The organism is Escherichia sp. E.sYA108, from assembly GCF_011754335.1.
Classification (GTDB): Bacteria; Pseudomonadota; Gammaproteobacteria; order Enterobacterales; family Enterobacteriaceae; genus Escherichia; species Escherichia coli.
The window spans coordinates 17418-29608 of sequence record NZ_JAAQVZ010000001.1; the positions used below are offsets into that span (position 1 = coordinate 17418).

Annotated in this window: 13 protein-coding genes; 10 read left to right on the forward strand and 3 right to left on the reverse strand. The window is 50.5% G+C overall.

Annotated elements, in window-relative coordinates:
* Nucleotides 1-39: 39 nt before the first annotated feature.
* Complete coding sequence (locus HBM92_RS00090) at nucleotides 40-1701, forward strand: putative transporter (protein ID WP_001279773.1); 1662 nt, start codon at nucleotides 40-42, stop codon at nucleotides 1699-1701.
* An 89-nt stretch (nucleotides 1702-1790) separates the two neighbouring features.
* Here the strand turns inward: HBM92_RS00090 and HBM92_RS00095 are convergent, their stop codons facing one another.
* Nucleotides 1791-2657, reverse strand: a complete 867-nt coding sequence (locus tag HBM92_RS00095; protein WP_001305000.1) for a helix-turn-helix transcriptional regulator — start codon at nucleotides 2655-2657, stop codon at nucleotides 1791-1793.
* Nucleotides 2658-2823: 166 nt separating this feature from the next.
* Here HBM92_RS00095 and HBM92_RS00100 point away from each other — a divergent pair, with 166 nt between their 5' ends.
* The 5 genes from HBM92_RS00100 to HBM92_RS00120 are packed head-to-tail and all read left to right on the forward strand — an operon-like array spanning nucleotide 2824 to nucleotide 7282.
* The gene (locus HBM92_RS00100; RefSeq protein ID WP_001087166.1) at nucleotides 2824-4539 is read left to right on the forward strand and encodes a solute:sodium symporter family transporter; all 1716 of its coding nucleotides are present in this window, start codon (nucleotides 2824-2826) and stop codon (nucleotides 4537-4539) included.
* On the forward strand, nucleotides 4536-6029 hold the full coding sequence (locus HBM92_RS00105) for a sulfatase-like hydrolase/transferase (RefSeq protein WP_000828478.1): 1494 nt from the start codon (nucleotides 4536-4538) through the stop codon (nucleotides 6027-6029). Before HBM92_RS00100 ends, HBM92_RS00105 begins: the two co-directional genes overlap by 4 nt.
* Before the next feature lie 59 nt (nucleotides 6030-6088).
* Nucleotides 6089-6436, forward strand: a complete 348-nt coding sequence (locus HBM92_RS00110; protein ID WP_000703959.1) for a YidH family protein — start codon at nucleotides 6089-6091, stop codon at nucleotides 6434-6436.
* Nucleotides 6426-6788, forward strand: coding sequence for a DUF202 domain-containing protein (locus tag HBM92_RS00115; RefSeq protein ID WP_001113432.1), 363 nt, complete (start codon nucleotides 6426-6428; stop codon nucleotides 6786-6788). The genes HBM92_RS00110 and HBM92_RS00115 overlap by 11 nt, the downstream gene beginning before the upstream one ends.
* A complete protein-coding gene (locus HBM92_RS00120; RefSeq protein WP_000148045.1) occupies nucleotides 6785-7282 on the forward strand; it encodes a radical SAM protein in 498 nt (165 codons plus the stop codon). The genes HBM92_RS00115 and HBM92_RS00120 overlap by 4 nt, the downstream gene beginning before the upstream one ends.
* Before the next feature lie 7 nt (nucleotides 7283-7289).
* Here HBM92_RS00120 and emrD read toward each other — a convergent pair whose 3' ends face one another.
* Nucleotides 7290-8474: a multidrug efflux MFS transporter EmrD gene (gene emrD / locus HBM92_RS00125; RefSeq protein WP_001304999.1), complete on the reverse strand. Its 1185-nt coding sequence runs from the start codon at nucleotides 8472-8474 to the stop codon at nucleotides 7290-7292.
* A gap of 81 nt (nucleotides 8475-8555) precedes the next feature.
* Here emrD and ysdE point away from each other — a divergent pair, with 81 nt between their 5' ends.
* From ysdE to ilvN, 4 genes are all read left to right on the forward strand, one after another.
* Nucleotides 8556-8630, forward strand: coding sequence for a protein YsdE (ysdE, locus tag HBM92_RS25165; RefSeq protein ID WP_211180519.1), 75 nt, complete (start codon nucleotides 8556-8558; stop codon nucleotides 8628-8630).
* Between the two features lie 244 nt (nucleotides 8631-8874).
* Entirely contained in the window at nucleotides 8875-8973 is a 99-nt protein-coding gene (ivbL, locus tag HBM92_RS00130) for an ilvB operon leader peptide IvbL (protein WP_001312198.1), read from the forward strand.
* Nucleotides 8974-9078: 105 nt separating this feature from the next.
* A complete protein-coding gene (gene ilvB / locus HBM92_RS00135) occupies nucleotides 9079-10767 on the forward strand; it encodes an acetolactate synthase large subunit (RefSeq protein WP_000168476.1) in 1689 nt (562 codons plus the stop codon).
* 3 nt (nucleotides 10768-10770) lie between these two features.
* Nucleotides 10771-11061 (forward strand): acetolactate synthase small subunit, encoded by a 291-nt coding sequence (gene ilvN / locus HBM92_RS00140; protein WP_001181706.1) that lies wholly within the window; start codon nucleotides 10771-10773, stop codon nucleotides 11059-11061.
* Between the two features lie 190 nt (nucleotides 11062-11251).
* Here the strand turns inward: ilvN and HBM92_RS00145 are convergent, their stop codons facing one another.
* Nucleotides 11252-12112 carry a DUF6708 domain-containing protein gene (locus HBM92_RS00145; protein ID WP_001259006.1) on the reverse strand — a complete coding sequence of 287 codons (861 nt, stop codon included), beginning with the start codon at nucleotides 12110-12112 and terminating at the stop codon, nucleotides 11252-11254.
* Between the last annotated feature and the right edge of the window lie 79 nt (nucleotides 12113-12191).

Sequence of the window (12191 nt, forward strand, 5' to 3'; positions counted from 1 at the left end):
TCCGTAGCAATTAAAATGTTATTTCAAGAGAAATGGACGATGAGTGATATAGCATTAACGGTCAGTATTCTGGCTTTGGTGGCGGTCGTCGGGTTGTTTATCGGCAACGTCAAGTTTCGCGGTGTTGGATTGGGCATTGGCGGCGTGCTGTTCGGTGGGATCATCGTCGGCCATTTTGTTTCTCAGGCGGGGATGACATTAAGTAGCGATATGCTGCATGTTATTCAGGAGTTTGGCCTGATCCTGTTCGTTTATACCATCGGGATTCAGGTAGGGCCGGGCTTCTTTGCCTCATTGCGCGTCTCCGGATTACGCCTCAACCTGTTTGCTGTTCTGATCGTCATCATCGGTGGTCTGGTTACCGCCATCCTGCATAAACTGTTTGATATTCCACTGCCGGTAGTGCTGGGGATTTTTTCCGGCGCGGTCACCAATACGCCAGCGCTGGGGGCAGGGCAGCAGATCTTGCGCGACCTGGGGACACCGATGGCGATGGTCGATCAAATGGGGATGAGCTATGCGATGGCGTATCCATTTGGGATTTGCGGCATTTTGTTCACTATGTGGATGCTGCGGGTTATTTTCCGCGTCAATGTTGAGACTGAGGCCCAGCAGCACGAGTCCACGCGAACCAACGGCGGTGCGCTAATCAGGACGATTAACATCCGAGTTGAGAATCCTAATTTGCATAATTTAGCCATTAAAGATGTGCCGATTCTCAATGGCGATAAAGTTATTTGCTCACGATTGAAACGAGAAGAAACCCTAAAAGTGCCTTCGCCAGAAACCGTTATTCAACTGGGCGATTTGCTGCATCTGGTGGGGCAGCCTGCGGATTTACATAATGCGCAACTGGTGATTGGTCAGGAGGTCGATACCTCGCTGTCTACGAAAGGCACTGATTTGCGCGTCGCGCGTGTGGTGGTCACCAATGAAAACGTGCTCGGTAAACGTATTCGCGACCTGCACTTTAAAGAACGCTATGACGTTGTTATCTCGCGCCTGAACCGTGCTGGTGTTGAATTAGTTGCAAGTAGCGATATCAGCCTGCAGTTCGGCGATATCCTCAACCTGGTGGGGCGTCCGTCCGCAATTGATGCCGTTGCCAATGTGCTGGGGAATGCGCAGCAAAAACTGCAACAGGTTCAGATGCTGCCAGTGTTTATTGGTATCGGGCTTGGCGTATTGTTAGGTTCTATTCCCGTCTTTGTGCCTGGGTTCCCGGCGGCGTTGAAACTCGGGCTGGCGGGCGGTCCGCTGATTATGGCGTTGATCCTCGGGCGTATCGGCAGTATCGGCAAGCTGTACTGGTTTATGCCACCAAGCGCTAACCTGGCGCTACGCGAGTTAGGCATTGTGCTCTTTCTCTCGGTGGTTGGCCTGAAATCCGGCGGCGATTTTATCCATACACTGGTGGATGGCGAAGGGCTAAGCTGGATTGGTTATGGTGCCCTGATCACCGCCGTTCCGCTGATTACTGTTGGCATTCTGGCGCGGATGTTAGCCAAAATGAATTACCTGACCATGTGCGGGATGCTGGCAGGTTCCATGACCGATCCTCCGGCGCTGGCGTTTGCTAATAATCTTCATCCAACCAGCGGTGCGGCGGCGCTCTCTTACGCCACTGTCTATCCGTTAGTGATGTTCCTGCGCATTATCACACCCCAATTACTGGCGGTGCTCTTCTGGAGTATCGGTTAACTCTTTTCCCGGTGGAGTCGCCGTAAATGGTACTCCGCCTGGTATTTCTGAACATCATCGAGTCATTTACACACTCGCCATTCTGGTTATTACCTGTCCGTATTCTTCAGCACAGCTGACGGCGCATAACCAAATTTATGCTTAAAGGCTTTGCTGAAATGAAAGGAGTCGAAGAAGTTGAGCGTATCAGCGACTTCGCCAACCGAGTTCCCTTGTTGCTTTAATAGCGATAGCGCCAGATCCAGACGCGCATCGAGGTAATATTCTTTCGGCGTCTTGCCGGTATAGCGTAAAAACAGACGACGCAACCAGGCCTCGCTACAGGGGATCGTGGCAGCCATATCAGCTACGCTCCAGCGTTGTTGTAGATTGGCATGTAAAGTGGCAATTAATTTTTCAATTTGCCGCCGTTGTGGATCTTTTTTACCGACTGCGTGCATAAGACAAATCCACTGATAAATAATTTTCGTCAGAAAAGCGACTGCCAGATTATTTTTTATTGCTTCTGGTGAAGTAATTAACTCAGCAACTTCGGTGAGTTCCTGATTATAAACTTCGCCATTATAAATAACGCTTTGCTGACCGACGGGAATATCCATCATACTGGTGGGGGTAAATTCCATCCAGTACTGTTCCCAGACCAAACCTTCACAGTGATAAGAGTGAATATCCATTGGCTTTAAAAATATAATACAGTTGCCATGCAGAGTTATTTGTTCGTCATTCTTTAAAAGAATTTTCCCACATCCTTGTACGGTATACACCGCAACCCATGAGTTGGCGATAAGCGGTTTCTTCTTGTCCCGCGGCCAGATCACCCGATAATGCTCGTCGGCGTAGGTATGCCAGAGCGATATCAGAGAAATTCCGCTGGAGATCACATTTTCGTTAATCAATAAGGGAATATTGTACGGAGTTTCGTTTTTTACATCCGAACTTTGCAATTTTCCATTCATTTTAATATCCCTCCGGCGAATTATGCTCACAACCTGAACTTAACAGAAAACAATCCGTTCAGGGATATGACGTTTGTATTTTAAGAATCTGACTGCCTGACCCGACGCATTTTACCTCTCCCTATATTCATGCGTCCGGGACATAAACATAAATAAGGGCTATGAGATGAATTCGTTACAAATCTTGAGTTTTGTCGGTTTTACGCTGCTGGTAGCGGTCATCACCTGGTGGAAGGTCCGTAAAACAGATACCGGATCGCAACAAGGCTATTTTCTTGCCGGACGTTCACTAAAAGCGCCGGTTATTGCCGCTTCGTTAATGCTAACCAACCTTTCCACGGAACAACTGGTCGGCCTTTCCGGGCAGGCCTACAAAAGTGGCATGTCGGTGATGGGCTGGGAAGTCACCTCTGCAGTGACGCTGATCTTCCTCGCGCTAATCTTTTTACCGCGCTATCTGAAGCGCGGCATTGCCACCATCCCCGATTTTCTGGAGGAACGTTATGATAAAACGACGCGTATTATCATCGACTTCTGCTTCCTCATTGCCACCGGCGTCTGCTTTCTGCCGATTGTTCTCTATTCCGGCGCGTTGGCGCTCAACAGCCTGTTTCATGTGGGTGAGTCGCTACAACTTTCCGATGGTGCGGCTATCTGGTTACTGGTGATTTTGCTTGGTCTGGCGGGAATTTTGTATGCGGTGATCGGCGGACTGCGCGCAATGGCAGTGGCGGACTCCATTAACGGTATTGGGCTGGTTATTGGCGGGTTGATGGTGCCGTTATTTGGCCTGATCGCGATGGGCAAGGGCAGCTTTATGCAGGGCATTGAGCAACTCACCACCGTTCACGCCGAGAAATTAAACTCAGTCGGCGGCCCGACCGATCCCTTGCCGATTGGCGCGGCATTTACCGGTTTGATTCTGGTGAACACCTTTTACTGGTGTACAAATCAGGGCATCGTGCAACGCACGCTGGCGTCAAAAAGCCTGGCGGAAGGGCAAAAGGGGGCGCTGTTAACGGCGGTGCTGAAAATGCTCGACCCGCTGGTACTGGTGCTGCCAGGGTTGATTGCGTTTCATCTGTATCAGGATTTACCGAAAGCCGACATGGCCTACCCGACGCTGGTCAATAACGTTCTGCCGGTGCCACTGGTGGGCTTCTTCGGTGCGGTGTTATTTGGTGCGGTGATCAGTACCTTCAACGGCTTTCTGAATAGCGCCAGTACGTTATTCAGTATGGGTATTTACCGGCGCATCATTAACCAGAATGCCGAGCCGCAACAGCTGGTCACCGTCGGGCGCAAATTTGGTTTCTTTATCGCCGTCGTTTCGGTGATGGTCGCGCCGTGGATCGCCAACGCGCCGCAGGGGCTGTATAGCTGGATGAAACAGCTCAACGGTATTTACAACGTGCCGCTGGTTACCATCATCATTATGGGCTTTTTCTTCCCGCGCATTCCGGCGCTGGCGGCAAAAGTGGCGATGGGGATTGGCATAATCAGCTACATCACCATCAACTATCTGGTGAAGTTCGACTTCCATTTCCTCTATGTGCTGGCCTGTACGTTCTGCATCAACGTGGTCGTGATGCTGATGATCGGTTTTATCAAACCGCGCGCCACGCCGTTCACCTTCAAAGATGCGTTTGCGGTGGACATGAAACCGTGGAAAAACGTCAAGATTGCGTCAATTGGTATCCTGTTCGCGATGATTGGCGTCTATGCCGGGCTGGCTGAATTCGGTGGCTACGGTACGCGCTGGTTAGCGATGATCAGTTATTTCATCGCCGCCGTAGTGATTGTCTACCTGATTTTTGACAGCTGGCGGCATCGTCACGACCCAGCCGTCACCTTTACTCCCGATGCGAAGGATAGCCTATGAAACGCCCCAATTTTCTGTTCATCATGACCGATACCCAGGCCACCAATATGGTCGGTTGCTATAGCGGTAAGCCGCTGAATACGCAAAATATTGATAGTCTGGCGGCAGAAGGTATTCGCTTTAATTCTGCCTACACCTGTTCACCGGTTTGTACACCTGCACGCGCCGGACTATTCACCGGTATCTACGCTAACCAGTCCGGCCCGTGGACCAACAACGTCGCGCCGGGCAAAAACATTTCCACCATGGGGCGCTACTTTAAGGATGCGGGCTATCACACCTGCTACATCGGCAAATGGCATCTCGATGGACATGACTATTTCGGCACTGGCGAGTGTCCGCCGGAGTGGGACGCTGATTACTGGTTCGATGGCGCGAACTATCTTAGTGAACTGACGGAGAAAGAGATTAGCCTGTGGCGCAATGGCCTAAACAGCGTTGAGGATTTACAGGCGAACCATATTGACGAAACCTTCACCTGGGCGCACCGCATCAGCAATCGGGCGGTGGATTTTCTGCAACAGCCCGCGCGCGCCGACGAACCTTTCCTGATGGTGATTTCGTATGATGAGCCGCATCACCCGTTCACCTGTCCGGTGGAGTATTTAGAGAAATACACTGATTTTTACTACGAACTGGGTGAGAAAGCAGAGGATGACCTGGCGAACAAACCGGAACATCACCGCTTATGGGCGCAGGCGATGCCATCGCCAGTCGGTGATGACGGGCTTTATCACCATCCGCTCTATTTTGCCTGCAATGACTTTGTTGATGACCAAATCGGACGGGTCATCAATGCCTTAACGCCAGAGCAACGTGAAAATACGTGGGTCATTTATACCTCCGATCATGGTGAAATGATGGGCGCACATAAGCTGATCAGTAAAGGAGCGGCGATGTATGACGACATCACCCGTATTCCGCTGATCATCCGTTCGCCGCAAGGGGAGCGGCGGCAGGTCGATACGCCAGTCAGTCATATCGATTTACTGCCGACAATGATGGCGCTGGCAGATATTGAAAAACCAGAGATTCTGCCGGGGGAAAATATCCTTGCCGTGAAAGAGCCACGCGGCGTAATGGTGGAATTTAACCGCTACGAGATTGAGCATGACAGCTTTGGCGGTTTTATTCCGGTGCGTTGCTGGGTGACGGATGACTTTAAACTGGTACTCAACCTCTTCACCAGTGATGAACTTTACGATCGCCGTAATGACCTAAATGAAATGCATAATCTGATCGATGATATCCGTTTTGCCGACGTTCGCCGCAAAATGCATGACGCCTTATTGGATTACATGGATAAAATTCGCGATCCGTTCCGCAGTTACCAGTGGAGTCTGCGTCCGTGGCGTAAAGATGCACGACCGCGCTGGATGGGGGCGTTTCGTCCACGCCCACAAGATGGCTATTCGCCAGTGGTACGCGACTATGACACCGGCCTACCGACACAAGGGGTGAAGGTGGAAGAGAAAAAACAGAAGTTCTGATGCATTATTGCTGTTCCTGGCCTACTTTTTCGGCGAGGAACAGTTTACAAGGAGCAACAATGAAAATTTCCCGCCTCGGAGAAGCACCTGATTATCGCTTCTCGCTGGCTAATGAGCGTACTTTTCTGGCGTGGATCCGTACCGCACTAGGCTTTCTGGCGGCGGGGGTTGGGCTTGATCAACTTGCGCCAGATTTCGCCACGCCCGTCATTCGCGAACTGCTGGCGTTGTTGTTGTGTCTGTTTTCCGGCGGGTTAGCGATGTATGGCTACCTGCGCTGGTTACGCAATGAAAAAGCGATGCGTCTGAAAGAGGACCTGCCCTACACCAACAGCTTATTAATCATCAGCTTAATATTGATGGTCGTAGCGGTGATCGTTATGGGACTGGTGTTGTATGCCGGATAGCCGCAAAGCCAGACGCATTGCCGACCCAGGGCTGCAGCCGGAGCGTACATCACTGGCGTGGTTTCGTACCATGCTGGGCTACGGCGCGTTGATGGCGTTGGCTATCAAACACAACTGGCACCAGGCGGGCATGTTATTCTGGATTTCGATTGGCATTCTCGCCATTGTGGCGCTGATCCTCTGGCACTACACCCGTAATCGCAATTTAATGGATGTCACGAATAGCGATTTTTCCCAATTTCACGTAGTCCGTGACAAATTTTTGATCTCCCTCGCGGTGTTATCTCTCGCAATACTGTTTGCTGTAACGCATATACATCAACTTATCGTATTTATTGAGAGAGTCGCATGACAGGAAGTCAGGTCATTGATGCTGAAGAGGACAGGCATAAACTGGTTGTAGAGTACAAGGATGCTCTGCAACCTGCCGATTTTTATCACAATTTCAAACAACGGGGTATCCGCTCCGTACAGCTTATTCCCCATCTTGAATTTGATGACCGGGGCGATCTGACGGCCGCTTCGGTGACAGCAGAGCTGTGGGGGAAATTTTTAATTGCCTTGTTCGAGTGTTGGGTACGGGCAGATATCAGTCGTATTTCGATTGAGCTTTTTGACGCCACCCTACAAAAATGGTGTGGCAGCGAAAACCCGCAACCGCGTCGTGGCTGCCAGGCGTGCGACTGGCATCGCCTGTGCCCGCACGCTCGGGAGGAGACGCCAGACAACGTGCTTTGTGCGGGCTATCAGGCGTTTTATTCTTACTCCGCGCCGCATATGCGGGTGATGCGTGATCTGATAAAGCAGCATCGTTCTCCCATGGAGCTGATGACGATGCTGCGGTGACGTGAGCTTAAACAGGCTGCCCCTGATGCGACATCCGCGTCGCCAGCGGTAGCCAGCACAGCACGATCAACAATCCCATTAAGGTCATCAACAACCCCAGGCTGCCCTGACCGGTTTGCGGCAACATCGCAGAGAGCGACGCCAGCACGCCGGAACCAATGTTTTGCAGACCGCCGACCAGCGCGCCAGCGGTGCCCGCCAGGAAGGGGAACGGCTCCATCGCGCCGCTGGTAGCCAGTGGAAACAGCATCCCGGCACCGAAAAAGAACAGCGCGGCGGGAATGAGCAGCGTCCAGACATTCATCACGCCAAACCAGTCGGGGATCCACATCAGCAAGCCAGCCAGCAGGCAACAGATAACCGACTGCCACATCAACGTTGAGAAGCGTTTATTGGGACGTCCGGCAAACCATGCGCCAAAAAATGCCGCCGGAATCGGCAGAATAAACAAAATACTGACCGTCATACTGCTCAGCCCTAACACCGCGCCCATCAGCACGCCGGAGCAGGCTTCAAAGGCGGCAATTCCGGCCAGACCGCCAATCAGCATCAGCAAATAACAGTTAAAACCGCTGTTACCGAAAAGCGTTTTATAACTGGTAAGCAGGCGCGTGCGCGGTGCGTCGACCGGACGCGTTTCCGGCATCCAGCGGGCCATACTGAAAGTCACACCGGCACAAAGAACCAACAAAAAGAGATAACAGGCACGCCAGTTCCACATCGTATCCAGCAGACCGCCGATTAGCGGTGCGAGCAACGGACTGACAAGAATCCCCATGTTTAACAGGCTGTTAGCATGGCGCAACTGTGTCCGTTCATATAAATCGCGCGGCAAAGTACGCGCCATTACGCCGCCAACGCCGGTGCCCATCCCCTGCATCGCGCTGGCGGCAATCAATACCGTCAAACTGGAGGTCGTGACCGCGACCAGCGTTGCCAGCATAAAAATGGACATTCCGACGAGGATCACCGGTCGGCGACCCACGCGGTCGGAAATCGGGCCATAAAACAGCTGTGAGACACCGTAAGTCAGCAGATAAGCGCCCATTACGCTCTGCACCGCCCCTTCACGGACATTGAGATCGCGCGCCATATCGGCAATAGCTGGAATATAAATGGTTTGCGCCATCTGACCGACGGCCACGAGTAATACCAACATCAATAACAAATTGACGTTTCTATGCCTTTTCATTATCACGGATGCTTTTATAAAAATAATTAGAATAAGTCACTACGCATTCCCATAAATGCGGGAGAGGAATCTATCACATTGATGAATGTTAGCCAGATATACGCCAGGAATGGGGAATTGTTTAGCGGCAGAATATGTAAACAAAAGCGGCAATAAATGTTGCCGGGAACAGTGATGGTGCGGTTGGTAGGGTAAGGTGTTTACGCTGTATTCGACATGAATAAGGCGCACTCTGTCAACAATCTGACCGTCTTTCAGGTGATGATGCTTTATTGCCTGAGTTTCAGTTCAAAATGTGATCTGCCACGTATTTTTATCCGGAAGAAAAATTTTCCATTGTCTCCCCTGTAAAGCTGTGCTTGTATAAATATTGTTAAACACAAAACCAACAAGGTCCCTAATGACTACTTCCATGTTCAACGCAAAACTACTACCAACTGCGCCATCCGCCGCAGTGGTCGTCGTGCGTGTGGTGGTGGTCGTCGGCAATGCGCCGTAGGGACTGGAACAACACACGATTCCAAAACCCCGCCGGCGCAAACCGGGCGGGGTTTTTCGTTTAAGCTCCTCCCGGAAAGTCGGCCCAGAAGAAAAGGACTGGAGCATGGCAAGTTCGGGCACAACATCGACGCGTAAGCGCTTTACCGGCGCAGAATTTATCGTTCATTTCCTGGAACAGCAGGGCATTAAGATTGTGACGGGTATTCCGGGCGGTTCTATCCTGCCTGTTTACGATGCCTTAAGCCAAAGCACGCAAATCCGCCATATTCTGGCTCGCCATGAACAGGGCGCGGGGTTTATCGCTCAGGGAATGGCGCGCACCGACGGTAAACCGGCGGTCTGTATGGCCTGTAGCGGACCGGGTGCGACTAACCTGGTGACCGCCATTGCCGATGCGAGGCTGGACTCCATCCCGCTGATTTGCATCACTGGTCAGGTTCCCGCCTCGATGATCGGCACCGACGCCTTCCAGGAAGTCGACACCTACGGCATCTCTATCCCCATCACCAAACACAACTATCTGGTCAGACATATCGAAGAACTCCCGCAGGTCATGAGCGATGCCTTCCGTATTGCGCAATCAGGCCGCCCTGGCCCGGTGTGGATAGACATTCCTAAGGATGTGCAAACGGCAGTTTTTGAGATTGAAACACAGCCCGCTATGGCAGAAAAAGCCGCCGCACCCGCCTTTAGCGAAGAAAGTATTCGTGACGCGGCGGCGATGATTAACGCCGCCAAACGCCCGGTGCTTTATCTGGGTGGTGGTGTGATCAACGCGCCTGCGCGAGTGCGTGAACTGGCGGAGAAAGCGCAACTGCCTACCACCATGACTTTAATGGCGCTGGGTATGTTGCCAAAAGCGCATCCGCTGTCGCTGGGTATGCTGGGGATGCACGGTGTGCGCAGCACCAACTATATTTTGCAGGAGGCGGATCTGCTGATTGTACTCGGTGCGCGTTTTGATGACCGGGCGATTGGCAAAACCGAGCAGTTCTGTCCGAATGCCAAAATTATTCATGTCGATATCGACCGCGCAGAGCTGGGCAAAATCAAGCAACCGCATGTGGCAATTCAGGCGGATGTTGATGACGTGTTGGCGCAGTTGATCCCGCTGGTGGAAGCGCAACCGCGTGCAGAGTGGCACCAGTTGGTGGCGGATTTGCAGCGTGAATTCCCGTGTCCAATCCCGAAAGCGTGCGATCCATTAAGCCATTACGGCCTGATCAACGCCGTTGCCGCCTGTGTCGATGACAATGCGATTATCACCACCGACGTGGGTCAGCATCAGATGTGGACCGCGCAAGCCTATCCGCTCAATCGCCCACGCCAGTGGCTGACCTCCGGCGGGCTGGGCACGATGGGTTTTGGCCTGCCTGCGGCGATTGGCGCGGCGCTGGCGAACCCGGACCGCAAAGTGTTGTGCTTCTCCGGCGACGGCAGCCTGATGATGAATATTCAGGAGATGGCGACCGCCAGTGAAAATCAGCTGGATGTTAAAATCATTTTGATGAACAACGAAGCGCTGGGGCTGGTGCATCAGCAACAGAGTCTGTTCTACAAGCAGGGCGTTTTTGCCGCTACCTATCCGGGCAAAATCAACTTTATGCAGATTGCCGCCGGATTCGGCCTCGAAACCTGTGATTTGAATAACGAAGCCGATCCGCAGGCTGCATTGCAGGAAATCATCAATCGCCCTGGCCCGGCGCTGATCCATGTGCGCATTGATGCCGAAGAAAAAGTGTACCCGATGGTGCCGCCAGGTGCGGCGAATACTGAAATGGTGGGGGAATAAGCCATGCAAAACACAACTCATGATAACGTGATTCTGGAACTCACCGTTCGCAACCATCCGGGTGTAATGACCCACGTTTGTGGCCTTTTTGCCCGTCGCGCTTTTAACGTTGAAGGCATTCTCTGCCTGCCGATTCAGGACAGCGACAAAAGCCACATCTGGCTACTGGTCAATGACGACCAGCGTCTGGAGCAGATGATAAGCCAGATAGACAAGCTGGAAGATGTGGTGAAAGTGCAGCGTAATCAGTCCGATCCGACGATGTTTAACAAGATTGCGGTGTTTTTTCAGTAAGTGATTTTCTCGCCTGGATGGGATATTTACATCCGGGCGAGCTTATATACTCTAAATAATTCGAGTTGCAGGAAGGCGACAAGCGAGTGAATCCCCAGGAGCTTACATAAGTAAGTGACTGGGGGGAGCGAACGCAGACGCAGCACATGCAACTTGAAGTATGACGAGTATATTCTGTAACTCGAATTATTCAGAGTATATATTCGTCCATTGAAGACAACATTGATTTCTTATTCATATCTTCAGGCCAATTCACTTCACGGCCCCAAATACCTGGAGCAGTATTGATAGATTTCTCTAAAAACTCATCGTCAAAATTCATAAAGCTATTAATCCATAACCATAATTTGTGATTTGTCATATGCAATGCATCTATAGCACTCTCTGTCGTTATCAGGTTAAAGGTGTCAATAATATTTGTACTGTCTAATGATTCATAAACAATACAGCGAATAGTGGAGTATGAGGAATGGCGATTTTGTGCAAAAAAAGCTATACCTTGAATTTGTTCCCAGTCGTACTCTTTATATTCAGGCTTGGTATGTTTATAGAATGGATAGTGCCACCAGAAAGTATAGGTTGATTTATGACTCATATCATTAAGAATATAATCACAAATATAGACCTTTCCTGTTTTTCTATTAAAACGGATTGGGTAATGTCGCGGAGCAAAGATAAAATAATTTAGAATAGCAGCAAAAACAAAAGACATGAAAAAAATTGCGCAGTAAGCAATATGTAGCATTAACTCAGAGTCTGCTCTGTATCTCCACGTATCTAAGTATCGTTCGAAGTTAAATGTTATGTCATATATAAAGAATAAAACAGAGGCAAAACATAAAATAACGATAGGTAAGAAAAGAACGATGCTCAGCATGTTCATACCATAAAATGACGTGTAGTTTCGCGTTATCTCACAGTAGTTGTCATTAATATATGTTAATTTATCACTGTTTGATAACTTCTCACTGTTGCTTTGTGTTCTTTTGTTTATTTCATTAATGAGTCGTGGATCAATAGTTTGTTTTATTAAGTGAGGGTGAGTGCGCATATCTGCTCCTTTTTTACAGACAATATCACGCAGGGATTTTTTTGTACATTAATCGGTGGGTTTTATTATTAAAGTGTAA